Annotated in this window: 21 protein-coding genes, 4 tRNA genes and 2 riboswitches; all 25 genes read right to left on the bottom strand. The window is 48.5% G+C overall.

The features are described from left to right. Window positions 1-8: 8 nt before the first annotated feature. The 25 genes from EIZ37_RS23755 to EIZ37_RS23635 all read right to left on the bottom strand — a co-directional run bounded on the left by EIZ37_RS23755 (window position 9) and on the right by EIZ37_RS23635 (window position 26,234). Window positions 9-938, bottom strand: coding sequence for a type II secretion system F family protein (locus EIZ37_RS23755; RefSeq protein WP_134687248.1), 930 nt, complete (start codon window positions 936-938; stop codon window positions 9-11). A gap of 5 nt (window positions 939-943) precedes the next feature. Further along, window positions 944-1,876 (bottom strand): type II secretion system F family protein, encoded by a 933-nt coding sequence (locus EIZ37_RS23750; RefSeq protein WP_134687247.1) that lies wholly within the window; start codon window positions 1,874-1,876, stop codon window positions 944-946. After that, window positions 1,873-3,201, bottom strand: coding sequence for a CpaF family protein (locus EIZ37_RS23745; RefSeq protein ID WP_205683882.1), 1,329 nt, complete (start codon window positions 3,199-3,201; stop codon window positions 1,873-1,875). Before EIZ37_RS23745 ends, EIZ37_RS23750 begins: the two co-directional genes overlap by 4 nt. Before the next feature lie 20 nt (window positions 3,202-3,221). Further along, entirely contained in the window at window positions 3,222-4,340 is a 1,119-nt protein-coding gene (locus tag EIZ37_RS23740; RefSeq protein ID WP_134687245.1) for an AAA family ATPase, read from the bottom strand. 60 nt (window positions 4,341-4,400) lie between these two features. After that, window positions 4,401-5,216 carry an SAF domain-containing protein gene (locus EIZ37_RS23735; RefSeq protein WP_134687244.1) on the bottom strand — a complete coding sequence of 272 codons (816 nt, stop codon included), beginning with the start codon at window positions 5,214-5,216 and terminating at the stop codon, window positions 4,401-4,403. A 37-nt stretch (window positions 5,217-5,253) separates the two neighbouring features. Next, window positions 5,254-6,027 carry a hypothetical protein gene (locus EIZ37_RS23730; RefSeq protein WP_134687243.1) on the bottom strand — a complete coding sequence of 258 codons (774 nt, stop codon included), beginning with the start codon at window positions 6,025-6,027 and terminating at the stop codon, window positions 5,254-5,256. 363 nt (window positions 6,028-6,390) lie between these two features. Further along, entirely contained in the window at window positions 6,391-7,125 is a 735-nt protein-coding gene (locus EIZ37_RS23725; RefSeq protein WP_134687242.1) for an NPCBM/NEW2 domain-containing protein, read from the bottom strand. A 161-nt stretch (window positions 7,126-7,286) separates the two neighbouring features. After that, the gene (locus EIZ37_RS23720) at window positions 7,287-9,173 is read right to left on the bottom strand and encodes an FtsX-like permease family protein (RefSeq protein ID WP_134687241.1); all 1,887 of its coding nucleotides are present in this window, start codon (window positions 9,171-9,173) and stop codon (window positions 7,287-7,289) included. Beyond that, window positions 9,148-9,918 (bottom strand): ABC transporter ATP-binding protein, encoded by a 771-nt coding sequence (locus EIZ37_RS23715; RefSeq protein ID WP_134687240.1) that lies wholly within the window; start codon window positions 9,916-9,918, stop codon window positions 9,148-9,150. Before EIZ37_RS23715 ends, EIZ37_RS23720 begins: the two co-directional genes overlap by 26 nt. 113 nt (window positions 9,919-10,031) lie before the next feature. Beyond that, window positions 10,032-11,027 (bottom strand): sensor histidine kinase, encoded by a 996-nt coding sequence (locus EIZ37_RS23710; RefSeq protein WP_134687239.1) that lies wholly within the window; start codon window positions 11,025-11,027, stop codon window positions 10,032-10,034. Continuing rightward, on the bottom strand, window positions 11,008-11,721 hold the full coding sequence (locus EIZ37_RS23705) for a response regulator transcription factor (RefSeq protein WP_134687238.1): 714 nt from the start codon (window positions 11,719-11,721) through the stop codon (window positions 11,008-11,010). Before EIZ37_RS23705 ends, EIZ37_RS23710 begins: the two co-directional genes overlap by 20 nt. A gap of 35 nt (window positions 11,722-11,756) precedes the next feature. Further along, the gene (locus tag EIZ37_RS23700) at window positions 11,757-12,278 is read right to left on the bottom strand and encodes an RNA polymerase sigma factor (RefSeq protein ID WP_235828194.1); all 522 of its coding nucleotides are present in this window, start codon (window positions 12,276-12,278) and stop codon (window positions 11,757-11,759) included. A 487-nt stretch (window positions 12,279-12,765) separates the two neighbouring features. After that, a complete protein-coding gene (purB, locus tag EIZ37_RS23695; protein WP_134687236.1) occupies window positions 12,766-14,064 on the bottom strand; it encodes an adenylosuccinate lyase in 1,299 nt (432 codons plus the stop codon). Next, a complete protein-coding gene (gene purK, locus EIZ37_RS23690) occupies window positions 14,061-15,215 on the bottom strand; it encodes a 5-(carboxyamino)imidazole ribonucleotide synthase (RefSeq protein ID WP_134687235.1) in 1,155 nt (384 codons plus the stop codon). Before purK ends, purB begins: the two co-directional genes overlap by 4 nt. Next, complete coding sequence (purE, locus tag EIZ37_RS23685) at window positions 15,212-15,700, bottom strand: 5-(carboxyamino)imidazole ribonucleotide mutase (RefSeq protein WP_134687234.1); 489 nt, start codon at window positions 15,698-15,700, stop codon at window positions 15,212-15,214. Before purE ends, purK begins: the two co-directional genes overlap by 4 nt. 115 nt (window positions 15,701-15,815) lie before the next feature. After that, entirely contained in the window at window positions 15,816-17,369 is a 1,554-nt protein-coding gene (locus EIZ37_RS23680; protein WP_134687233.1) for a M1 family metallopeptidase, read from the bottom strand. 225 nt (window positions 17,370-17,594) lie between these two features. Further along, window positions 17,595-18,965 (bottom strand): NCS2 family permease, encoded by a 1,371-nt coding sequence (locus tag EIZ37_RS23675; protein ID WP_134687232.1) that lies wholly within the window; start codon window positions 18,963-18,965, stop codon window positions 17,595-17,597. Window positions 18,966-19,083: 118 nt separating this feature from the next. Continuing rightward, window positions 19,084-19,185, bottom strand: a riboswitch (purine riboswitch). A gap of 86 nt (window positions 19,186-19,271) precedes the next feature. Then, entirely contained in the window at window positions 19,272-20,810 is a 1,539-nt protein-coding gene (gene guaA, locus EIZ37_RS23670) for a glutamine-hydrolyzing GMP synthase (RefSeq protein WP_134687231.1), read from the bottom strand. Window positions 20,811-20,997: 187 nt separating this feature from the next. After that, window positions 20,998-21,100, bottom strand: a riboswitch (purine riboswitch). A 26-nt stretch (window positions 21,101-21,126) separates the two neighbouring features. Next, window positions 21,127-23,370, bottom strand: coding sequence for a DUF4129 domain-containing transglutaminase family protein (locus EIZ37_RS23665; protein ID WP_134687230.1), 2,244 nt, complete (start codon window positions 23,368-23,370; stop codon window positions 21,127-21,129). A 4-nt stretch (window positions 23,371-23,374) separates the two neighbouring features. Beyond that, window positions 23,375-24,583 (bottom strand): DUF58 domain-containing protein, encoded by a 1,209-nt coding sequence (locus EIZ37_RS23660; RefSeq protein WP_134687229.1) that lies wholly within the window; start codon window positions 24,581-24,583, stop codon window positions 23,375-23,377. Window positions 24,584-24,598: 15 nt separating this feature from the next. After that, complete coding sequence (locus EIZ37_RS23655; RefSeq protein ID WP_134687228.1) at window positions 24,599-25,552, bottom strand: AAA family ATPase; 954 nt, start codon at window positions 25,550-25,552, stop codon at window positions 24,599-24,601. A gap of 209 nt (window positions 25,553-25,761) precedes the next feature. Continuing rightward, window positions 25,762-25,838, bottom strand: a tRNA-Arg gene (locus tag EIZ37_RS23650). Between the two features lie 32 nt (window positions 25,839-25,870). After that, window positions 25,871-25,946, bottom strand: a tRNA-Gly gene (locus tag EIZ37_RS23645). A gap of 63 nt (window positions 25,947-26,009) precedes the next feature. Continuing rightward, window positions 26,010-26,092: transfer RNA gene (locus tag EIZ37_RS23640), tRNA-Leu, on the bottom strand. Window positions 26,093-26,158: 66 nt separating this feature from the next. Continuing rightward, window positions 26,159-26,234: transfer RNA gene (locus EIZ37_RS23635), tRNA-Lys, on the bottom strand. Window positions 26,235-26,365 lie beyond the last annotated feature (131 nt).

The following is a 26,365-nucleotide window of genomic DNA, read 5'->3' as shown; positions in this document are numbered from 1 at the left end:
TTTGATATTTATTGCAACCCCAGTAATTGCGGGTTGTAAACGTAATTAAGAGCAAGCAGCCCAACAATTAACAGTAGTACAGAAGGGGTAATGATGAATGTAGCGATCAACGTAACCTTTGGACTTGCCTTAGCTGCCTTTTCTTTGGCCGTGTATCCACGAGTAGCCCGCAAATCTTCTGATTGCACCCGGAATACATTGGAAATTGGAACACCAAGCTCAATTCCTTGTAGCAAGGAATGTACCAAGATCTCCAATTCCTTGGCATTGTTACGGGTTAGCAGGTTTTGAAAAGCTGTTCTTCTTGGTACCCCTAAACTTATTTGCTGCAAAAATTGCTGAAACTCCTCACTTAATGGCCCTTTCATAATTGCTGTTACTTGCCTCAAGGCAATTTCCAGCGATACCCCAGCCTGCAATGTAATGCTGACTGTATCAAGAAAATCCGGCATAGATGAACTGATCTCTTCCTGTCGTTTTTTAGCCTGAGAATGAATCCAAATGATAGGTAAAAAAAACATAAACACGGGAACAGTTACTAGGAAAAACAACCCAAATGGCATACCGAGTAGAAAACAGAACCACAGGATAAAAAAGCTGGTAAAGCTTAAAAAGTAACGCATTCCATATACATGACTTAAGGTAATCCCCATCGGATGCCCTGCTCGTGTAAGAATCATTTCGTCTTTTTCCGGCTTCGCGAAGAGCGGATACTTCATTGCAGTCGGTCCAACAAACGCTGCCACACGAATTAGTGGTGACCATAATTTTTCTCGAAGCGATGTTGTTTTTATCGTGACTGCTTCATCTGTCCCTACGTGTTCAATCAGGACTTGCTTTTTTGCAATGTATAACCATGTGTAGAGAAAACCGATTAAAATGAGCAGTAGAATAAACCCGATAAGGACTGCTACCGGACCAATCAAATTCAACTCCACGTTTGCTACACCCTTATCCTTGTGATTTGTCTAATTAGCAAGAAAGCAAATAATTGCATCACCACGACGATTGCAAGGAGGATCAGACCCCACGGCGTAAACAGTGGATTTAAAAAGCCTGGCATCATGACATTCATCATAAGTCCCATTCCAATGGGCATTATTGGCAAAATGGTTGCTACGGATTTCGCCTCAGCAGTGGCTGTTTTGATATCTTTTCCTACACGAAAGCGCTCTTCCAAAGTTTCTGCCATGATCCCTAAAATCTCTGCAAGGTTTCCCCCCACTTTTCGCTGAATCATCACCGTACTAATGAAAATTTGCAGTTCCTTGCTTTCGACTCTCTCCTGAAATCGCTGCATCACCTCCTCAAAATCATCACCCAAGCGTAACTGCTGAGATACAAATTGAAACTCAGGGCCTGCAGGGCGGCTCAATTCCTTTGCAACCAATTCAAAACCCTGATGCAACGTCAGACCAGCCTTTATTGTACTGCTCATCATCCGACAGACTTCCGGTAATTGTTTGTCAAAATGATCGATAAACCGATTCTTTCTTGAGTTTAGAAAATAGGTAGAACCAACCCACACAATAATTTGAGCAACTACTGCATCGAGTGGGAAAAGCAACTCCAAAAAGTAATGCGTAAGAGCCCATAGCAGTCCGAATAGTAGCAGACAAATGGCAGTATATTCGGATGCTTTAATCCGGAGATCCGCCTTTGCCAATCTATTTCGCAGCTTTTCCGACAACATCGATTGATCGTACCGATCCCCAAAAACAAATATCCGACTTCGCCGTTCCTTCTTCCTCTCCAGCTCAAACCACTGCTCTACCCTTTTCTGTGTTTTCCGACTCTCCGAATTAACCCAGAGATAGTAGAAGCAGATCGAGAGTGAAAAGAAGGTGGCAATCAATCCGTATAAGATGGGATTCATACTCTCTCCTCCTGTTTAAAGATGGAGTCGGAGATTTGAATGCCATAAGCCCGCATTCGATGATAGGCTTTTGGAACATACCCGGTAGAAGTGAAGTGCCCAATTACGCTGCCATCTTCTGCGACGCCTTCCCGTACGAAGCGAAATATCTCGCGTATCTTCGTCTCCCCATCTTCTTCCGCAATTTCTGCGATGCTTACGAGTTTTCGTTTACCGTCTGTCAAACGTTCGCTTTGCACAATAAGGTCCAGTGCCCCTACAAAATAACCACGGATAACATCCACCGTCAAAGCGAGACCAGACATGATCACCATTGCCTCTAAACGGCCCAAAGCATCTTTCGGTGAGTTAGCGTGGATGGTCGTAAGGGACCCTTCATGACCTGTATTCATCGCTTGCAGCATATCGATCGCTTCATTACCGCGCACCTCACCGATAATAATTCGATCAGGACGCATCCGCAGCGCATTTCGAACCAATTGGCGGATTGTTACTTCACCGGTCCCTTCCATGTTCATGGGGCGGGCTTCCATACGAACAATATTGTCATAGTCAAAGCGTAACTCTGCCATATCCTCAATAGTCACAATACGTTCCCCTCTTGGTATGGAGGAAGACAGCACGTTGAGCAGGGTGGTTTTTCCGCTTCCTGTACCACCTGACACCAAGATATTGCATTTCGCTTTTACAGCCGCTTGAAGAAATACCCCCATTTCCGGTGAAAAGGAACCAAATGAAAGCAAATCGTCAAGTGTTAGCGGAACCTTGTTGAATTTCCGGATGGAAAGGATAGGGCCATTTAAACTAATAGGTGGAATGACCGCATTAACGCGGCTTCCGTCGTGTAGACGCGCATCCACCATCGGAGAGCTCTCATCGATTCGGCGGCCCAATGGAGCAATAATCCTGTCGATGATATGGCGAATATGCTGCTCATCTTTGAATCGAACATCAGACAGTTCCAATTTCCCTTTGCGTTCGATGTAGACTTCTCTAGGGCCGTTAACCATGATCTCGGTAATGTCATTCTGACGCAACAGAGTCTCAAGAGGCCCATAACCTACTGATTCATTGATCAGTTGCTCGATGATTTGTTCCATATCCCGCCGAGGAATAATGACTTTTTCCTCTTCGATCATCTGGTAAACTAGGCGTTCAATTGTTTGCTTCCTTTCTTGCGGTGGCAGTGTAGTGATGGTTTTCAGATCAGCTTCTTTGATCAGGCGCGCTTTATAATGCCTAACCCAATGATCGACATGGGAATCATTCACATTCCACTCATCTGCTGCAAGAACCATATTATGCTGGTGTACGATCTTATTCATCCATGTCATTCTTCCATCACCTACTTCATCACTTTCTCTACAATCTTTCGCACATCAAGAGATACCTTGGTTCTAACTTTTTCCTTTTTCTTTCTATAAAAAGGGCGCCCCATATTGATCGTGGGCTGGATCGCAAAATAATCAGACTGGATCGTTCCAGCTATCGGAATATCCACCAATCGGGCAATGTCTTTTTCGGTTAGTTCGCTTTTTCGATGTTTACGATTGACGATGATCGACAGCTTTTCCTTATTTCCAAGGTGGAAACGGCGGAATAAGGTAGTCGCCTGCTTCAAACTGCGAATTGCCATACTCTCCGGAGTCAGCAAGTAATAAATATCTGTCGCTTCCTGCAGGCCTGTATAGCTGATCGGATTAAATGCACTTGGCAAATCCAACACGACATGATCGAAGTTAGCCCGACAAATACGAATTACTTTGGATATCAGTTCTTCCGGCAATTGTTCCGCCTTTTCTGGATTGGCTGGACCAAGCAGAATCTGAACACCGGTGGTTTGGTCATTAACAGAAACATTTAAGATGTGTGTCAAAGAGAGCTCTTTTATAACAGGGCGCAAATCATAATAGGAACGTATCGGATCAATTCCAAACACCGCTTCTACTCCGCCATACTGTGCATTCAAGTCTATGAGAATTACGCGTTTTTCATGATTTACCTTTAAACACTGCGCGAACATGGAAGCGACCATCGTCTTTCCACTACCGCCTTTTGCGCTGTAAAAAGCACTTACTCTTCCACCTCCGACATCATCGTGAAGCAATTCCATACGATTGAGTCGGATAAGTTCTGATGTTTTCTCCAGAATCGTTTTCAACGCATCTAATTCGTGGGGAATCAATATGACATCGAACGCACCATTTTTCATCCACATGCGGGCATTCTCAAAAGAAGCTTCATGAATCAATCCAATAAGGATGCTGGTTGAGGATACGCGAACGGAATCCCCTGGCTCCAATGTATTTTGATCAACCAAATAGTAGGAGTACGTCTCCTGACTAAAAAGGGCACTCTTCCAATCGGAACTGATCACGACTTCGATTTGAAGCTGTTTTAAGATGTTTTCGATTAATTGCGCGATTTCCGTATTTTTTGTTGCTATCAGTGCATTTATTTTCACAAGGGTGTCTTCCCTTCTTTTACAAAGGTCTTTGTTTTTATGATAGACGCCGATTTGTAATCAAGGCTGTTTTGATACAGGCGGTTGTTGTCCATTGCCTGCATTCTGTGTGGCAGTGTTTGCCTGATTCTGTGGAGTTGTTTTTTGTTCTTGTTGTGGTGGAGCTTGTTGCGGTTGTTGTGGCCGAGGTTGTTCCGGCTCTTGTGTTTGGTCTTCTTCGTGTTGCTCCATTTCTTGAGTTGGTGTTTGGTTCAGATGCTCGCTTCTTTGTATCTGATTAACACGCAATATGCGAATTTGAGAAGCCGTATTTTGCAAATAGATGTAATTTTCCGCATCCTGAAGACTCATTGAAGCTTTTAATGCTATTCCATTTTCCCCATCCTGCCTCTGCACGATGGGCACATTCGCAAATAACCTTTTCGATAATACCGTTTTGGTACCAAGATCCTGATAAAAGACAACAATATCAACGAGATCATTCTCGGCAATCTCCTGATCAATCACTACATTCTTCGTCACATTTAGCCAGACAACGCGGTGATCGACAGGAATATCCATCTTAGAGCGGACAATGCTTTTCGTAATCAATTCTCCTTTTCCCACTTTGACGATCAACACGGAATTATCCAATTCCTGAGGAGCTGTTATGTAAGAGGAGAACTTATCAGTATTGGGAATCTGAACCCACTCCACCATATCTGATGTAACTTCTGTGTAGGAAGGGATATCATCACGAGCAATTGCGACATAAATCCTCTCCCCTAATGCCATCTGCATTTGTCGGATTTCATTAAGGACTAACCCTGCTGTAACGACCGCAAGGATAAAAGCAATCGTTAAAAAAATCATGGCCTTACGCTTAGCGTCAATCATGTCCAGTTGTCACTCCATCAATTCAAAGATGATTGCATTATTTGGCTGGTGCGAATATCGCATGGATATACGGAATATTTACGGGAAACGTCTGGTTATCCAAATCAAAGATGAAATCTGCACCGGGAAGTTCCACGGATACTCCCTTTCGTACTACCCAGACCCGTTTGCTTTCTGTCTTCGCAATGAGCATCTGCGACCATAGATCAATCAGTTCTCCTGCTTTATGGACTTTTAACTTACCATTTTGTGCTGCATATACTTGTTTATAGGAAATCTTTTTTAACGGCTTGTATATCGATTGATGCTTTTTGTTGGAGGTAAACGGTCTAATCTCTGACGTAATGCTCCACGGCGTACATAGGCTTTTGAAATACTGCGTATGAATCAAAAATTGATCGTAGCCGATATATTGGGCTTGTTTCCCGTACCAGTCTGATACCGTATAAATCAGATAAATGAGTTCAGCCTTGTTTCCTTTTGAACCTTCAAACGGTATGGGGATGAGCTTTCTTTCGGGCAGCAGCAAATTGCGGATTCGATATAACACTTCAATGGATGTATACCCGGGGTCGTAAAAGTAGAGGATTGTTTCGGAATCTTGGGAAATATCCATAAAATATTCAATCTCATCGGTAATGGAATAGGGGCGCATCCTCACTTGCTTTGAAAAGAATCCAGGTTTTGTCTTCTCAATGACCCCCCTGAGATTTTGCTCATTTTTTGGGACAAAGGTTGGCTTAATTTTTAAATGAATATGTGAAAACGGCAATGAATGAATACCGAACAACTCTTCAACGACGATTAGCATCCTTCCATACTCCTACTCTGCGGACATTCGTGTGCAATGTTTCTACAAAAAATGAAACCCACCCACATAAAAAACATCTTTGCAAGTAATTTCCTTCTCGCTTTAAAAACTACCAACAATTAGAAATTTAGTAAACAGATATTGGGAAAAATCGTTCCGCCGATGCAGTCGAAGAAAAAAGTGGTAGTCATAACGTCATACTTCAGCTTGTTTTCCATTTTTCACTGGGATAATGGTCCCTAATCATCGATTTTTCTTCTTTAATTATTGCTTCTGAATTTGTACAATGAAGTTCACCATCTTTAAGTATGAAAAAAACACCGATTGCTCGGCGTTTTTGATTGGCTTCGCTTATTATTTCTACTATTGCAACAACGCATTCCCAACAAACGCTTTGAGGTGATTAGCCTCGCCCTTCTGTTGCATGCTTACCCTGCGTGCTTCAAGAACAAGCTCTTTTACCCCCTTAACATTGATCTCAGCCTTTTGGCTGCCGCCTGCTTTCAACCTGGTACTGTCAAACAATACTTTCCCGTCTCCCGTGACGCGCCAAATCAATTGATCTACTTTGTTTTGCGTTTTGTCGTCTACCGCAAAAATCCCGCTCAATTTTGTGAATTTTCCATTTAGTTGTATTTTAAATGCTTGTCTTGTGTAATTGTAACGCTCATTTACAACATCATCGACCTGGTTATATCCCAACCCATGATCATACGTCACACCACCAGCTGTAAATGGCCCTTCTTCCCAATTGTCCACAAAAGAAGCGTAGTTATAACCATATACCATATCGTAATCAAGCGATGACAATCTTGTTGCATCAGCTACCGGATTTGTAATGCTGTTGAGTGTAACAATATTGGTTTTCGGATCCCATTCTACCCCCTTCCCTACAGCTTGTCCGACAAACGTAACCGGTGCATAAGGCACTCCCTTATAAATAAATGACTCATTTGTTTCCTTCAAAGTACCATCAACCATCAGCTTGATTGGCAAGAAATTCACATTGATCGCTTGAGTAGCGGCAAAAGAAATCCCTGAAAAAAAGATGGAACCTGTCAGAAATCCTGAGACAAATAGCATTTTTTTGTTTTTCACGAAGAATCCCCCATTCCCATTTTGTCTTAATCACCAAGAATTATATATGGATCAGACACAATGAAAATGGGTATATTTTCCTCATTTGTTATTTCTGTGTCAGACTGTATACCCAGAAAAATACGAAAAGCTCCTTCTCAAAGAAGAAGCTTTTCCTATACTCACCCAATCGCCTGCTTCAAATGTCGCAAATACCGACTGCGGATCACCCAAAAATAAGCAACCTGCACCGCCAAGAAGCAAGCAAGGACAATTGCCGTAGGCTTCACCACCGAGGTAACCCCGATCAGCTTGAGCATACTTTGCAAGGCGACAAAAGCGACTGTGCTGTGAATCATCGCCACGACAATCGGTACAAAGAACAAGAGCGCAATCTGGGTCGTAATAATGCGGGACAGCTCCTGCTCGGTCAGCCCAATTTTAGTGATGGCACTGTATTGTCGGCGATCCGTATCCAGATCCGTGTAAAGCCTGAAGTAGAGGAAACTGCCCGCTGCCACGAAGAAGAGAATCCCCACAAACAGTCCGACAAACAGCATCGTATTGGCCATCTGCTTCATTGGATGATAAGAATCCGCACGGGAGGAGAGATCATAGGTGTCAATGGCAGATGTACCAAATCGCTCACGCAGCTTTTCTGAAAGTGCAAAGGTATCTTCCCAATTGTTCACCTCATATCCGTACCACTCCCGCTCCTGCTTTGCCGGTAGATGATTGTATATATCATCCGCCACCACCATCACCGAGGCATTGACTGTCGGGCGCGATATCACGCTTTTGAACAGTTGCTCCTTTACCTGCAAGCGCAAGCCGCTCTCCGGCAGGCTTATCTCTTTCGTATTTTGATCCCAGCCAAAATGCAGCAAAATCGTTTCATTTCCGCTCACTGAAACTGTTTGCCAGCCAATTGCATTGGCCAGACGGTTATAATCGCTTTGCTTGACTACGGCATATTGTTCGCCGTTTGCTTGACCGCTCTGATACCGGATCGTCGCATGCTCGGCACGGTATTCAGGATCGTGTGCCCGCAGCTCTGCTTCCAGGAACGCTCTCTGCTCCTCCCTTTGCGCAAATGCTTTAGGTGCTGTGTAAGTAAAGGAATACGGATTGATGGCCAGAGCGCTTTGCTTGATCGAATCCGCATACGAGACAAGACTGCCGATCGCGCAAAAAGCTACAGTGGAAACGATGCAGACCATGAAAAACATGCGGGCATTGTCCTTCATCCGGTAAGCCAAATCCGACATGGTGATCAAATTCGTGCGATGCCAATACAGACTGCGGTTTTTCTTCAGCAAACGAATCACGGAGACACTCAGCTGTGTAAACAAAAAGTATGAACCCGTGATGACGATCGCCGTTACCGGGATGAGCAGAAGCGGTACATAGCCTCCCCACGCCGTCAGAGAGAGGACGTAGCCAGTGCCGATCAGAAATGCGGAAAGGATCGACAAGCCCACAGATGCTTTTGGCTCGGTTTTCGGTTTTTGATTTCCCTTCAACAGCTCAAGCGTAGAGGTTTTCCCCATAAACAGCAGGGTGAAAACCGTAATGCTGAGAAACAGAATCAGAAATGCTCCTACTGTCCAGCCAATGGCTTCCCACGGCAAGTAGAAGGGTAACGACTCGGTCTCCAGCAAAAATCCTGCAGCCATGAAAAAGAGCTTCGCCAGTACCACTCCAAGACCGATGCCGCAAACAATCGAAAACGAACCGATGATCAGATTCTCCATGATCACCAATAGATTGCGTTGTCCCTGCGACATCCCGTGGACGGTGAGTATACCAAATTCCTTCTCCCGCTTTTTCAGAAACGCACTCACCGAGTAAAACAGGAAGAAAAACGCAAACAAGTAGATGACGTACTGGGCAACCCCCATCCCGATGGCAGCTGACCAATGGATCTCCCCGTCCACGATCCCCGGGTGGAAAGAAAACATGGCATACATGAAGAAGACCATGACCGAAAAGGTGCTGCTTAGAAAGAAAGCCGCATACATCCGCCTGTTGCGGACGACGTTATTAAACGCGAACTGACGAAAGGTCATGCGCATTGCCCCCCATCAGCGACAGCGTGTCGATAATCTTTTGGAAAAAGGCTTGCCGGCTTTCTCCGCGATACAGCTCGTTGTACAGCTGGCCATCCTTGATGAACAAGACGCGATGACAATAGCTGGCGGCCAACGCGTCGTGGGTGACCATCATCATCGTGGTTTTTTCATTGCGATTGATCGCTTCCATCGTCTCCATGACGTTGCGTGACGCTTTGGAATCCAGATTACCGGTAGGCTCATCCGCCAACAGCAGTGCAGGCGAATGGATGATGGCACGGGCGATGGCGGCGCGCTGGCGCTGTCCGCCCGATACCTCATATGTCCGTTTCGGCAATATGTCCACGATATCCAGCTTTTTCGCCACTTCCTGGAGCTTTTCGTCCATCTCCTTGACGCTTCGCTTATCCAGCGTCAATGGCAGCACGATGTTTTCTCCGATCGTCAGAGTATCCAGCAGATTAAAATCTTGAAAGACAAAGCCCAGCTGACGGCGGCGGAACAGCGCCAATTCTTTTTTCTTGAGCTTTTGAGGATTCGTCCCCTCCAGCAAAACTTCACCAGAGGTCGGCGTATCAATTGTGGAGATCATATTTAACAGGGTCGTTTTCCCGCTCCCCGAAGGTCCCATGATCCCGACAAATTCGCTTTTCCGGATGGTAAAATCGATGTCGGTCAGCGCGCGGTAGGTTACATTTCCCCCATAGATTTTGCTGAGATTTTTCACCTGAAGCATTTCCATAGTGGTACTCCTTTCTTGTTTTCCATCAATAGTCAGGACGTGTTTTTTCACAGATCCTACTATATCCGACTCTCCCCGCGCTTCCCATCGAATTAGCTTTCCGCAATCTTACATCACTGTAAGGGATTCAACACCGCCGGAAAGATGATGCGCACAGTGGTACCTACGCCTGTCCTTGATTCCAGCTCCAGCGAATGATCCAGTCTGCGGCACACTTCTTTTACGAGATAGAGGCCCATGCCCGTTGATTCCGGATATTTGCGTCCATTTTCGCCGGTGAAAAACGGCTGAAACACGCGCTCCAGGTCTTCCTTGGGGATGCCGATCCCTTGGTCCTTCACTTCCAGGACGGCCATGGAGCCACGGGAATATGCCTGTATCAATACTTTTCGGCTGATCCCTGCCGAGTAACGTATCGCATTGGTTAGCAGCTGTGTAAGGATAAACGACAGCCACTTGTCATCCGATTCTACCCGCCAATGCCCGTCCACTCTCACCTCGGGATATACTTGATTGCGGATAAACAGCCGCTTGTTTTCCGAAAGCACTTCCTGCACCAGCGAATGCAGGTGGACCGGCTCAACGAGAAAATCCTGCTCGAAGCGTTCTAGTCTAGCAATATACAGCACCGTCTCCAAGCCCCGTTTCAGGCGATCCACCTCTTCCCGAATACTGTCCGCCGCGGTACTTTCCTCGTTCTGCAGCAGTAGATGGATGACGGAGATCGGTGTCTTCATCTGATGAACCCATTGCTGGATAAACGTATTGTATTCACGCTGCTTGTTTTCATAGAGATGCAGCTGTTCCATATACAATCGATAATGCTGTTGAAAAACCTCCGCCACGGCCTCAGCCAAGGGTGTTTCTCCGAGGGTTTTGGTTAATTCATCCAGCGACTGAATCGAATGTCCTAGGTAATGATACACCTTTCGATTTGCCCAGTAGCGGATTATCAAATATGCACCAGCAAAAAATAACGATAAAAAGATGGCATACAACACGATGGTTCCGCTGCTGTAGCCATCTAATTGAAATATGAGTAAAAGTGAGCCAAGCTGCATCAGAAACAAAATCAGAAACAGAAACTGATCACGTATGAATAGCTTCATGGCTGTCCCCCCAGGTTGCCTTCAACCGATATCCTTCTCCCCGCACAGTCTCGACGGCACCGCTGAGCGACAGGTCTTTCAGCTTCGCTCTCACCCGTGTCACGTATACATTCAACGTATTTTCATCCACAAACTGCTCATCCCACAGCTTCTCTAGCATCCGCTCGCGACTCACCACCCGGGGATAGTGGCTCATGAGCAGATCCAGAAGCAATGCTTCCTTCTTGCTCAGCTCCACTTTTTGCTGATCGCGGACAAGCTCCATGCGTTCCGGATACAGCACCAGGCCTTCCACTTCGATCGTGCGCTCTTTTTCCTGATTGGCGTACATGCCATAAGCGCGTCTCAGCTGGCTGCGGATTTTTGCCAGTACCACATCGTAATCAAATGGCTTGGTGATGTAGTCGTCGGCCCCGTTTTCCAAGGCCATCACTTGATCCATTTTGCTTTCCCGCGCCGAGATGAACAGAATCGGACAATTGGACAGCATGCGGATCTGCCTGCACCAGTAAAAGCCATCGAACTTCGGCAGATTCACGTCCATCAGGACCAGCTCGGGCTTATTTTGTTGGAACACGTCCAGCACCTCGTCAAATTCAGTAACAATGGTGGTGCGGTATCCATACTTCTCCAGCTGCGCCTGCAGAAGCTGTGTGATTTTCGGGTCATCTTCTACGATCATGATCGAGGACATGAACGAGGCTCCTCTCTATTGGCGGTTCGCTTTCTCTAGGATGATGCTCGTTTATACAACCGTTGCCGCAAGATCTGGATGGCGCGATAGTGGATGATTTTCACCGCTGCTTCGCTTTTGCCCAGCTCTTGTGCAATCTGGTTCATACTTTTTTCTTCTTGGTATCTGAGCCGGATGACTTGGCTTTGCGCTTCGTTCAGCTTGCCGACATACTTCCACATCAGCTCATGGATTTCTTCCTTGACGACCAGTTCCTCTGGCAATTGACGCTCATCCACCTGGAACGAGTGGAACCATTCCGTCTCAGCCGGAAACTCCCGCTGCTTGCGGCGATAATCGATCAAGGTGTTGCGCGCGATGGCGAACAGCCAAGCACCAAACGGATACTTTCCATTATACTGCTCTCTTTTGGAAAATGCCTTAATGAAGACAGTATTTGTCAAATCGTCCGCATCCCAGCCATTCGCCATGCGTGCACGAAAATAATTGCGGATTTTCGCGACATATTCTTTGTATATTTGATCATTCGTCGGTCTTACACTCATTACATTAGCCATTTTCATTACTCCCATTTTCATGCCTTTGTTATCACAAATTGTAGGGGAGAATGATGTCGGCTACTATCGGAGAACATTTCAGCTACCTTACAGTTTTGTAAGATTACTGGTTGGTTTGTGCTTACATTGTGGTGGGGGAAGGGAAGAACGGGCGGGGCTGCGCACTTGTCCCACCCGCAAGGGAGTATGCACTGTCCGGTTCCGCTTGTAAAAACGGTACGTCACGCAAAAGTTTCGAGGAAGCGTATTCAAACGTAGAGGTTGCGTGACAAGCGTGTACCATTTTTACAAGCTCCACCTCGGCAGGTGTGACAAAAACTCCGCCCGTCCCGTTCTTCCCTTCCTCACGTTGCGTTTGTTAAAACTCGAAATGATTAAAAAGCGGTAAGGTTCAGAACATGCTTCTCCACCCACCGCCCCTTTATCCCCCTGCAAGAAAATGTAAAAACCCCGCTACAAAAATAGCAGGGCTTCTCAATACGAACAACTACAGCAAACCAATCCGTTTGAAAATCGTATCCACATGCTTCAAATGATAGGAATAATCGAAGCAATCATCCAGCTCTTCTGTGGTCAAGAGCGACTTGACCGTTTCATCCTCGCCGATGATTTCACGGAAGGAGCGTTGCTCTTCCCATGCTTGCATCGCGCGCGGCTGTACCGTATCGTAAGCTTTTTCGCGGCTCAAGCCCTTGTCGATCAGCTTCAGCAGCACTTGCTGCGAATAGATCAGGCCAAAGGTGCGGCCCATGTTGCGCTTCATGTTTTCAGGGAAGACCGTCAAGTTTTTCACGATGTTCATGAAGCGGCGCAGCATGTAGTTGAGCAGCATGGTGGCATCGGGCAGGATGACACGCTCCACGGAGGAGTGGGAAATATCGCGCTCATGCCACAGCGGCACGTTTTCATAAGCAGACAGCATATGGCCGCGAATCACGCGGGAAAGCCCGGAAATGTTTTCACAGCCGATCGGATTGCGCTTGTGCGGCATCGCCGACGATCCTTTTTGTCCTTTCGCGAATGCTTCCTCGACCTCGCGCATCTCGCTTTTTTGCAAAGCGCGAATCTCTGTCGCAAACTTGTCCAGCGATGTCGCGATCAGAGCGAGAGTCGCCATGTAGTGAGCGTGGCGATCGCGCTGCAACGTTTGGGTGGAGACCGGTGCTGGTGCCAATCCAAGCTTCTCGCATACATACTCCTCGACAAAAGGATCGATGTTGGCATACGTGCCGACCGCGCCGGAGATTTTGCCTACTGCGATCTGCTTTTTCGCGTCGCGGAAGCGCTCCAGATTGCGTTTCATTTCCTCATACCACAGCGCCATTTTCAGGCCAAACGTAGTTGGCTCGGCATGGACGCCATGCGTGCGGCCCATCATCACCGTATCCTTGTGCTCGCGTGCTTTATCCGCGAGAATGACGATGAAATCTTCCAAATCCTTTTCCAAAATCTCATTGGCTTGGAGCAGCAGATACGAAAGCGCGGTGTCGACCACATCGGTAGAAGTCAGCCCGTAGTGCACCCATTTCTTCTCGTCGCCTTCCAGCGTTTCCGATACGGCACGAGTAAAGGCAACCACATCATGGCGGGTTTCTTCTTCGATTTCATAGATGCGTTTGATATCAAAAGACGCATTTGCTCTCAGCTTGCGCACATCCTCCGCCGGAATGATTCCCAGCTTCGACCATGCCTCGCATGCGAGAATCTCGACTTCGAGCCATGCGCGAAATTTATTTTCTTCCGTCCAGATCGCTCTCATCTCTGGTCGTGAGTAACGTTCAATCATTGGGTAACCTCCACCTTGTTCCAAATTTGCAGGTCATCGATGATGGCTAGTGCCTCTTCCGTTGTAGCAGCCAATACATTCAGATGCCCCATTTTTCGTTTTTCCTTGCTTTCTTTCTTCCCATACAGATGAAGCTTCGCAGTTGGCGGGAGCTTTTCCACCATCGCGAGCGTCGCGTCCATATGCTCTCCCAGGATATTGACCATCACGACAGGGGAAAGCAGCCGGGTCGAGCCCAGCGGTAAATTGCAGACTGCCCGCAAATGCTGCTCAAATTGCGAAGTCACACAAGCATCCATCGTATAGTGCCCGGAATTATGCGGCCGCGGCGCCAACTCGTTGACATAGAGGCTGCCATCTGCCGTCACGAACATCTCTACGGCAATCAGCCCGACTACCTCCAGCTTTTCCGCGATTTGCTCGGCAATCTGTTTCGCCCGTAGCTCAATGTCCGCTGAGACACGAGCCGGGACGATGGACAGATGCAGGATATTATTTACGTGTACATTCTCCGCTGCCGGAAACGTGCTGACCTCACCAGACAGGCTTCTTGCGGCAATGACGGACACTTCCATGGTAAAAGGCACGAACTGCTCCACGATCAGCTCGACACCCGCTTTGGAAAGTTCAGCAAAGGCCTGGCCCAGCTCCTCATGCTTTCGCAATACCCATTGTCCTTTTCCGTCATAACCACCTGTCGCCGTTTTCAATACAGCAGGCAACCCCAGCTCTTCGATGGCTGCCTCCAGATCTTGCAAAGAAGCAACGACGCGAAACGGAGCAACGGGAATGCCCATTTCCTGTATCGCGGTTTTCTCCTTGATCCGGTTTTGCGTGATGCGCAGCAGACGGCTTCCCTGAGGGACAAACGATTTTGTCTCCAAAATTTCCGCTACCGTCGCGTCTACATTTTCAAACTCGTACGTGATCAGGTCACTTTTTTCAGCCAGCTCCAATGCCGCCTGCGCATCATCATAAGCGGCAACGATTTGTTCATCAGCAACCTGTCCACAGGGAGCATCTGGTGTAGGATCCATCGTCAGAAAGCGATACCCCATCGCCCTGCCAGCCAGCGCGATCATTCTGCCGAGCTGTCCGCCGCCTAAGATCCCGATCGTTGCTCCTGGTTTAATAACCGGTGCCTGTTTCATGCCAGATCACTGTCCTTCAGCACTTTTTCTTTTACCGCTTCGCGTCTAGCCACGAAACGCTGTTGGATCTCGGGGTATTTGATGCCGACAATTTGCGCGGCCAGTAGTCCAGCATTGATCGCTCCGGCTTTGCCAATGGCTACGGTAGCGACAGGAACACCACCGGGCATCTGCACGATGGATAAAAGCGAATCCAACCCATTTAAGGTAGAAGACTTTACCGGGACGCCGATCACCGGCAGCTCCGTCTTGGCAGCCACCATCCCCGGTAGATGCGCAGCTCCGCCAGCTCCCGCAATAATGACATCCAGACCTCTGGATTTGGCGGTTTGTGCATATTCAAACATCAAGTCTGGTGTCCGATGTGCCGACACGACCTTTTTCTCATAAGGGATTTCTAGTTCATCCAGAATCAGGCAGGCCTCTTTCATCGTTTCCCAATCTGAGGTACTGCCCATGATCACACCTACTACGGGTGCTGTCATTTTGTTTCCCCCTCGCACCATATTTCGCATTACCAGTGTAACAGGGGGAAAGTTTGACTGTCAATGAAATGACGAACATTTCTATATACCAATTACTTAACGTTCGTGATTATACCTACTGCCGCAAAAGCGTATCCTTCCCTTTTGCTTTCCACGCTTCTGCTTCTGTCCGTTTTTCTTGCTTCAGGTGCAGCCAGTAGTCAAAATAGGGCGCTGCATCTCCTCCGGATACTTCCGAAAAGATCCGAACTACGTCTTCGCCGCGGCCTTGTCCGTATTGATGCTGCCCAACATATTGACGCAATGCCTCATGAACGGCATCTTCTCCCCATGCCTCCCGCAGCTCCCAGAGCATCGAGGCCGCTCGGGAATAGACCAGTTCGCTGTAGCTTTGCCAGGTCGGGAAAAGCGGGAGCGGCTGCCAGACGGATAGTCCTTGCTCGCTGTATTGGCTGGCTGCCTTTGCCTGCGCCTTGCGCATCTCCACATACTTCGCTCCCAAGTCAGGGGAATCGCGATACATGAAAGCCATCGTCGCATAATCCGTCAGCCCTTCATCCACCCAAGCCTCCCGCACTTCATCGTTGCCGACCAGCCCGTAAAACCACTGATGGGCTGTTTCATGCGCGACGACGATCAGCCCGTAATCACGCCGTTCCTCATAATACCCCCCCTCGATAAATACAATGCCGGGATATTCCATTCCGCCAAAAAATCCGCCTGTTTTCACGACGTCGTATTCCTCATACGGATAGGGGGCAAATGCCTCTCCATAGTAAGCCAGCGAACGCACGGCTGTCTCATGCATGCGTTTGACCTGCTCCAGATCGTCCCCCTCCTGCCACCAGGTGCGCACCAGGGTGTCCCCTGCCTGTGTGGACAGCTCTCGATATGTCTCATCCATGACGACCATGGCAAAATCCCGAACATTTCTCGCATCCAGCTCATAGCGTTTTCCACCGCTCGGGCGCCATTCCGTCATGACCGCCTTGCTTTCGAGACCCGTGCTCGCCAGTTGATAGCCGCTGGGTAGCGTCACCGTGACATGATAATCGGCGATGTCGCTGTAAAACGGGTCGCCCATCGGATAATAAGGATCTAGATGCCAGCCTGACGCATCCTTGATGGCCAGTATCGGCAGCCAGTTGCCCAACCAGATCGCATGATCGTTATAGGAAATTCTCCCGTCATTCAGCGGGACAATCAGTTCAAATTGCATATCGATCTGACGTACGCGCTGTTCTTTTGGCGCAGCACCCAAGGGGACCTCCAGAATGGTGCGGTCTTCTCCGCTTCTAGCCGCTGTAACGGCTTGTCCATCCACGAGTACTTGTCCAATCATCATTTTGCCCGGTTGCCTTTCATCGCCGAGCAAATACTCCCAGTTTGCCCCCGCCAAGCGCTGCTCGTTTTCAAATGCATTGGGATAAAGATGGAAATAAGCTTTCTCCTGCACTGCCGCCGGAAACTGCACATGCAGCTTCCCCGTCACCCGGTGGTTCTGCGGATCGACCTGTACATCCGCCGTATAGATGGTGGTCGCATCTGGTGTATCGGGCAATTCTCTCGTCTGATAGACGGGTGCATGTGCCGTGAATGCCTCTGGCAAATAGGTCAGGCAGGATATTACTACAAATGCTAAACCGGCTACCGCCAGCAATCGCTTCATTCCTTTTCCCCCATCTTGGCATTTGTCATTTTCTTTACTATTACAAATATGTACAAATTGGACAAGAATGATTAGGAAAACTTGGTTCCGGGGGAAATCCATTTCGAAAACTTGGCTGATCCCATTCTATGGAGGAGCTTGGTTGCCATTGGCCAAAAAAGCCGCCCCATTTTCGGAGCGGCTTTTGCCGATGTCTTTGCCTTTGCTTACAATGCTTTGACGCTTCTATTCACGCAGCCAGATAAAGTACGCCAAGAAGACGAAGAACAGTACGTACATGACTGGATGAACTTCCTTGCCTTTTCCTTTGAACAGCTTGGTGATTGGATACACGATAAAGCCTGCTGCAATCCCTGTCGCAATGCTGTAAGTGAGCGGCATCATCAGGATCGTCAAGAAGGCTGGCAATGCTTCCTCCATCTCATCCCAAGCGACCTTGATCATATGCGATGCCATCATGACCCCTACGATCACCAATGCTGGTGCAGTCACAGCCGAGGTAACCACCGACAAGAGCGGGAAGAAGAACAGTGCGAGCAAGAAGCAAATACCGGTCACCACCGAGGTGAAACCGCTTCGTCCGCCTGCCGCTACCCCTGCAGCCGACTCGATGTAGCTGGTCGTAGTGGAAGTTCCCAAGATCGAACCTGCCAGACCTGCAATCGCATCGGAAGCAAGCGCACTGCCCGGACGAGGGAGCTTGCCGTCTTTCAGCAGACCCGCCTGCGCGGATACACCGAGCAACGTTCCTGTTGCATCAAAGAAGTCTACGAACAAGAAGGTAAAGACAACGATCAGCATTTTCACGCTGAACAATGTGCCGAAATCAGTCAGATACGGAAACGCTGCGCCAAAAGTTGGTGCGAGGCTTGGCGGTGCTTCAAAAATCTTCGTTGGCAATTCTACCAGGCCGAACACCATACCAACAACTGCTGTAATCAACATCCCGTAAAAAATACCTGCGTTTACTTTACGAGCAACCAAAATCCCGGTGACAACCAGTCCAAAAATAGCGAGCAGCGCATTTTTCACAGCGAGAATTTGTTCAGGCTTCATTCCCTCTTGGATAGTCAGATGCCCAAGCGCAACAGTCGTTGCTTCACTGCTGACGACAATCCCTGCATTTTTGAGACCCACAAACGCAATAAACAAGCCAATCCCCGCAGATGTGGCAAATTTAAGCCCTTGCGGAATGGAGTTGATGATCGCCTCCCGAACCCCGGTAAACGAGAGAATCAAGAAGATCGTGCAAGATACGAAAACGCCGGCCAGTGCCTGCTGCCAAGGAATCCCCATCGTCAGCACGACCGTATACGTGAAGAATGCGTTCAATCCCATCCCCGGAGCTTGCGCGATCGGCAAGCGTCCGACAAACGCCATGACCAGCGTCCCGATGGCAGCAGCCAATGCGGTAGCGGTAAATACCGAAGCCAGTGGCGGATAATTCGCTTTTACCTCTGCTGGCAAATCAGCCCCGCTGAGAATGAACGGGTTGACAGCCAAAATGTAGGCCATCGCCAGAAATGTAGTGATCCCTGCGATGATTTCCTTGCGATAATTGGTGCCGAGCTTATCAAATTCGAAATATTTTCGCACCTGTTTTCCCTCCAACATGTTCGTGTACGAAAAAGAAAAAGCCGAGGCATCCACAAGCCTCGACCACCAAACAAGAACATTCGGGAATAACAATAAAAACAGATAAAAGCGCTACGCTTCCCCAAAGTATCTTGTCCGTAGTCGGGTTATTTGCGGCAACCCTGTAGAGACTCCTGAGCCATATCCTCGGGAATATACGAACTTTCCTTTTTTCGTTTCCTTGGAGAAGTGTAGCAAGAAAAAATAACTTTGTCAACACAAAACACGAACGTTCGCTATTGACATCATTTTAATATACGGTTTTTTCTATTCCCATTCAATTGTCGCTGGCGGTTTGGAGGTAATATCGTAGACGACCCGATTCACATTATCCACTTCGTTGACGATTCTCGTGGATATTTTCTCCAAAACCTCCCAAGGTATACGCGCCCAGTCCGCCGTCATTCCATCGATGGAGGTTACGGCACGGATACCGACCGTATAGGAATACGTACGCACATCGCCCATGACCCCTACGCTCTTCATGTCTGGCAGCGCGGTGAAGTATTGCCAGATTTCACGGTCGAGGCCCGCTTTCGCAATCTCCTCACGCAGGATCGCATCCGATTCACGAACAATCTCCAGCTTATCCTCGGTCACTTCGCCCAATACCCGAATCGCCAGACCTGGACCTGGGAACGGCTGTCTCCATACGATTTCATCCGGCAAGCCCAATTCGCTTCCCAGCTTGCGCACCTCATCCTTAAACAAGGTTTTCAACGGTTCGATCAACGTAAATTTCATATCTTCAGGAAGCCCGCCTACATTGTGGTGAGACTTGATGGTATGGGCGGTTGCGGTCCCACTCTCCACGATATCCGTATACAGTGTGCCCTGTGCCAGGAAGTCGACATCCTTCAATTTGGCTGCTTCTTCGTCAAATACATAGATAAATTCGTTACCGATGATTTTGCGTTTTTTCTCTGGATCGCTTACGCCGCGCAGCTTATCCATGAAACGCTCGCGAGCGTCGATCTTGATGACCTTCATGGAGAACTTCTCGGCAAATGTGGCCATTACTCCTTCTGCTTCCCCTTTACGCAAGAGGCCATGGTCCACGAACATGCACGTCAGCTGATCCCCGATCGCTCTATGGATCAGCGCAGCCACCACGGAGGAGTCCACGCCGCCGCTGAGTGCGCACAGCACTTGCTTGTCACCCACGGTATCCCGGATCCGCGCGATCTCATCATCGATAAAAGTGGTCATGCTCCATTCGCCTTTGCAGCCGCAAATGTTAAACAGGAAGTTTCCGATAAATTCGCTCCCTTTTACGGTATGGCGCACTTCAGGGTGGAATTGCACACCGTACAGATTACGCTCTGGATGGCTGATTGCCGCTACTGGACAAGCATCGCTTACCGCATCGATCTGGAATCCGCTTGGCAGCTCCACGACTTTATCCGAGTGGCTCATCCATACGACTTCCTGCGGCTCCCACTTGTCATACAGGCCATGAGCGTTTTGCAGTCGAATGTCTGCCTTCCCGTATTCACGCACACCTGCTCGTTCCACTTTTCCCTGCAGCAAATGGGTCATCAATTGCATCCCGTAGCAAATCCCCAAGATCGGCACATTCAAGTCAAAAATCGCCGGATCAACTTGAGGAGCGCCCTCTTCATACACGCTCGCTGGACCGCCCGAAAAAATGATTCCGGCAGGCTGGAGCTCCTTCAGCTTTTCCACCGGAGTGTTGTACGGCAATAGCTCACTGTATACCCCCAAGTCACGAACCCGGCGTGCAATCAACTGATTGTACTGTCCTCCGAAATCAAGTACGACTACCATTTCCATTGGCTTGTCCATAATTTCCTCCTCATTAGGTCTCTTCCTGCATAGTAGAAAAACTAAGCTCCGGCCAAAAATTTGGCGTTGACTTAGTTTCCCCTGCGTCGATGGGAATTTCTTCAAAAATCCTGATCGACCAAAAAAAATGGGACTGCCCCCCCATCAAACAAGGAGACAGCGACCCAGTTTTTGTACCTTCGCACGAACCAGTTTACCCTCTCCTCGTAGTCGCCCGATTTAACGGTCAGGCGGTAGAAACTTTCAGGCCATATTCCTGATATTATACGAGGTAATTATCCATTGATGGACATTCTAGCAGACCGCGGGTAAATCTTCAAGGCTTCAATTGTTGCGAAAGTTGGTCAATCATTTTGTTGGCGAGCGCACGCGCCCGTTCGCCAATGTCTTTATAGCCGTACAGAGCTCGTTCGAAGAGCTGCGTCAAATAGTACAGATCCTGGCGTTTGTCGCCGGAAATGGACAGGCGATTCACGTATTCCCGCAAGGTTTCACCAGGCTGGCGCTTCGCCACGACATGCTCGAACATGGAAAGCAGCACCTGATATTTTTGGGAAAAATTCTGTTCCTGATAGGTGGCCATTTTTCGCTGCAGCCACCATACCACAATACGCCTTCTGCGCTGCCAGCCCACAAACAGTGCCGCAGCCACGAGTACGAGGATCACCATGGTTACCGGCCATGTCACGCTTTGGCCACTGCCGGTAGTCAGATCGTCTTCCTCCATACGTTCGTCACGCCCATCAGCGCGGTCGATCGGCTGCGGTTGATTGACAGACGATGTGGCCGGCATATTTTCAAGCTCCGTGTGCAGATCGTATTTGACTCGCAGCGGTGAGAGGAACGAGCTGGTTGCTTCAAAGGGGATCCAGCCGTAATGTGGGAAATACACCTCGACCCAGGAATGGGCATCGCGGTTGCGCACTTCGACGATTTCATTCCCCTCTGCGTCATCGCCGACATCCGTGCCTGGAGCAAACCCTTTTACCCAGCGAGTCGGGATGCCGATCGAACGCAGCATGACCGCCATCGAGGTGGAAAAGTGGTCACAATATCCGCGGAAGCTCTCAAACAGAAACTGGTCCACGAAGTCCTGGCCCTTTTCTGGTACCGGAACATCCTCGGTTTCATACTTGTATTGTCCACTCCGCAAAAAGCTCTCAATCGCGCGCGCCTTCTCATAAGGAGATTGGGCGTCCTTCGTAACCTGCAGGGCCAATTCGCGAATACGCGGAGGCAATTTTTCCGGAAGCTGCAGATAGCGCTCGCGAATCTCCTGCGGATAGTCGGTTCCCGCCGCTACCATTTGTTTTTCGCTGATCGTCGGCACCTCGGCCGTCACCTCATAGCTGTACAGCTTCATCAGCAGGGTGTTCGGCACGATCAATGTTTTATTTGCAGACGTCCGATTCTCCGCATTATCGGTGATATACATCTGTATCTTTCCGTCACGCACTTCGAGATTCTCGTACTCTTTGTCATACACGAGTGTTGCATTTACCGGAGTATAGCTTGACAATTGCTTGATTTGCCCTGGATAAAAAATGGTTGGAAACTGCTCGCCGCGAAATTCCAGGGAAGCTTTGACTTCCTTCATTTCCATTCCGCTGTACAAGACATCCTTCCATTGATAGCTCTTGGGATCGAGGATCGGTTCATGTTCGCGTTCCCCTTTTTGCCAACCCCATCCGGTGTAGATGTCCTTTGAATCCCCCCGCCAGTACGTCTTTTCATTGGTAGTGGCAGTGAAAATCAAGGAATTGTCCTGAATGAAAGGGCCGCCCAGGCGATTATCGTTGTTATCGTAACCGACCTTTTTCATATAGGTGGTGCCAGCTCCATTCCCACCCGTAAAATATGCGATGGGATCCGGCCAGCTGGCTGCCTTTTTCGGCGCCCCATACGCCACCCCTACCGTCAGTGAGATGATCAGGATTGGCGCCAGCAAGGATTTGAAATAGGAAAAGCGGCTGCGGCTGCTTCCCGTCATCCATTTATCCAGCGTAGAAATATGAATGACCGCCAACAGCAGAAAACCGTAAATCAACGTACGGATGATCGCACCATCCGCTTCATAAGGCAAAAACGTATCAAGTACAGCCAGATACGCCTCGCTGATAAACACAAACCACAGGCCTTGGCGCTGCTCCAGAACCAAATACGAGAGAAGCGATACCAGCACCATTAGCATCAGATAAAACAGCGCATTGCGCGTCACCGGAGTCATCTCTACCCAGTTTTGCTGAAACGCCAGCGGTAGATCGGTCTGCAACCGGATCAGCAGCTCTTTAAGCCATTCTGTATCAAAAAAAGGTGTAGCAAAAAAGTTGTGATGCAATAACCACAAAATGCCGAGCATTTTTAACACAAAGGTGAGCGAACGCCACTTTCCGATCATATCGAGCAGCAAAGCTCCGCCCAGGATATACATAAATGGTGACAAATCAGCCGTATCCGTCAGCGCTGGTAAAGGCAGCAGCCACTCACGCAATAGCAGGAAAAGAAAAAGCGCGGCCAGCCAGTCCAGGAGCCTCGTCTGTCGTAAAAAACGTGCAGTCATGACCCTATGCACCTCCAATCCGCTTTACATCTTCATACTCCGTCAGATGGACCGTTTGACAAATGATTTTATTGGCTTTTAGCATCTGCATTGATTTTGTAATTTCCTGCGGCAAATTCGCTTCCTTGTGCACATAGAAAAGCTGCACGCTGCGTCCGCCATTGGCCAGCTCCAGCAGCCGGGCCAGCATCTTCTTCTCAAGGGAAGGCGTAATCACGGTAATCGTCACACCCTGAGAGTATTCCAACGATTCTCGGCCCAGCAGCCGGGAAAATGACTCCTCGCCCTCTGGCATGACCCGTGCCAATTGGTCAAACACCCGGAAAAAGTGGGAGTGCGAATGAGCCGGCGGTATATGAACACGCTCTTTTTGGAACGTAATCAAACCGTAGTGATAGCTTCTTTTACTGGTGTAATTGACGAGGCTCGCCGTGAGACTAACCGCTACCTCAAACAGTTTCTCGTCGTCCTGCGGGTAATGGGCTTTTTCCACATCCAGAAAGAAAACAACCTGATTCATCGCTTGATGTTCGAATTCTTTTGTCTTCAACCCATGACCGCGAGCCGAGGCACGCCAATGGATTTGCGTGAGGCGATCCCCTCGTTGATACTCACGCACCCCGCGCACAGCCGCGACATCATCTGATCTCCGGTGGGTAACATGCACGTTTCCGCTCATTCGTCCGTCCCCGGTAGGCCAATGGGTGATTTGGCGATACGCCGGATAGACCAGGAAGTCATTGTGCAGCGGAAAGATTTTTTTCCTTTCGATGAATCCGAAAAAGTCCCCGCCCCTCACTTCACAATCCGTCAATTGGTACCAGCCACGCGGCAATGACGGAATCACGTATTTCATTTCGATCTCGCGCTTGAACCATGGATAGATCACTTGCCGATGAGGATGGTAATAGCCTGCGATTTTTTCGGGGAGCGGCTCGATCACCATATTCCACCCAAACGGAAACCAGAATCTCCTCCGAATCCGCAGGGTTACAATGACATTCTCCCCATCTTTCAGGCGGTTTCGATCAATCTCCCGCATCACATCCAAACCGGTAAACATCAAAACATACGCCAGCACCTGATAGAGGATAAACACCAAGCTGCTGTAGAATAAAAACCAGCTGGCAAATCCCCCTTGAAATTTCGCGAATGCATACGTGATGACCAGCATGAGTGCGATCTTCACTTTGCCATACTTTTGCTGTTTCATCGATTTAGCACCGCCTTAGCTGATTGGCACTCGGGTCTCGGCCAACACTCCTGTCACCATACGTTCAACGGATGCACCTTCCAGACGTGCTTCCGGCTTGAGAATAATGCGGTGCAAGAACGTGACTGGTGCAAGCTCCTTCACATCGTCAGGGATAACAAAATCTCTGCCTCGCACAAAGGCCAATGCTTGCGCAGCGCGGAAAAGAGCCAGCGCACCCCTCGGGCTTACCCCAAGGTACACGTTAGGATGTTCTCTTGTCTTTTTGCAGAGCCGTACAATGTATTCCTTGATGCCTTCACTGACATTAATGGTCGCTACCTGCTGCTGCAACGCATATACTTCTTCACTGGTCAGGACGGGCTCCAGATTGGCAATCGGGTTCTCTGCACCGAAACGGGTAAGGATGGCCATCTCTTCTTCGAGGGTTGGGTATCCTAACCGCAGCTGCAACAGGAAACGGTCTAATTGCGCTTCAGGCAAGGGGAAGGTCCCTTCATACTCCAGAGGGTTTTGCGTAGCCATCACAAAGAACGGCTTTGCCAGCTCATAGGTCATTCCATCCACAGTCACAGAGTGCTCTTCCATCGCTTCTAAAAGCGCAGATTGCGTCTTCGGGGAAGTGCGGTTGATTTCATCCGCCAAAATCACATTGGCAAAAATCGGACCAGGACGGAACTCAAATTCCATCGTTTTTTGATTGAAGATAGATACCCCGGTCACATCCGTTGGCAATAAATCAGGTGTAAATTGAAGTCGCTTAAAATCACCGCCAATCGAACGGGCCAATGACCGTACCAGCAAGGTTTTTCCTACCCCTGGTACATCCTCTAGAAGGACATGTCCTTTCGCGAGTAGAGCGACCACACTTAGCTCGATGACGTGCTTTTTTCCTATCAGTACTTTTTCAATATTATTGATTAATCTTTCAATCATTTGATGTGGTTGATCCAGCTTGATCGTGCTCATTAATCACATCTCCTGTTCCGGTTGGATTCGTACGATTTGGTATATCCCTACGTTACTGGATGTTCGGATCCAGAGACAAGGAAAATATTATTAATATTTGTAAAATTTAAATTTTTGAACAAACGGAATACTTACAGTTACATTTTCACAAAAGACACAGCAGATGTCAAAAAAGAGCAGGGGTCTCCCTACTCTTTGGTCTGCATAGATGGCGTGCCCTGAGAGATTCGAACTCCCGACCTTTTGATTCGTAGTCAAACGCTCTATCCAGCTGAGCTAAGGGCACCTATTCCAATTGAAGCAATTCTGAAGTTGTAATGGAGCGGACGACGGGTCTCGAACCCGCGACCTTCGCCTTGGCAAGGCGACGCTCTACCAATTGAGCTACGTCCGCAAAGTCTATGATGTGTCACTCATAATAAAAGGCTTGCCTGATCGCAAACCCTAGAGGTTTATGTGGTGCGGGTGAAGGGACTTGAACCCCCACGGTTGCCCGCCAGAACCTAAATCTGGTGCGTCTGCCAATTCCGCCACACCCGCATGTGACTATATATCTGATCCCTAGTACTCTGACTCATTTGTCCGAGGGTAGGTCTTTTGTAAAACTGGTGAGCCATGAAGGACTCGAACCTTCGACCCTCTGATTAAAAGTCAGATGCTCTACCAACTGAGCTAATGGCTCATACATGTATCATTGGCTGGATCACTAGGACTCCAACCAAGGCATGTGAAGTCAAATCCCTTGCCTTACCGCTGGGCTATGGCAAAAAATAATGGTGCCGGCGATAGGACTTGAACCCACAACCCCCTGAT

Origin of the sequence: Brevibacillus migulae (genome assembly GCF_004521915.1) — a bacterium.
Lineage (GTDB): Bacteria > Bacillota > Bacilli > Brevibacillales > Brevibacillaceae > Brevibacillus_F > Brevibacillus_F migulae.
This window is presented reverse-complemented; position numbering and strand designations above follow the sequence as displayed.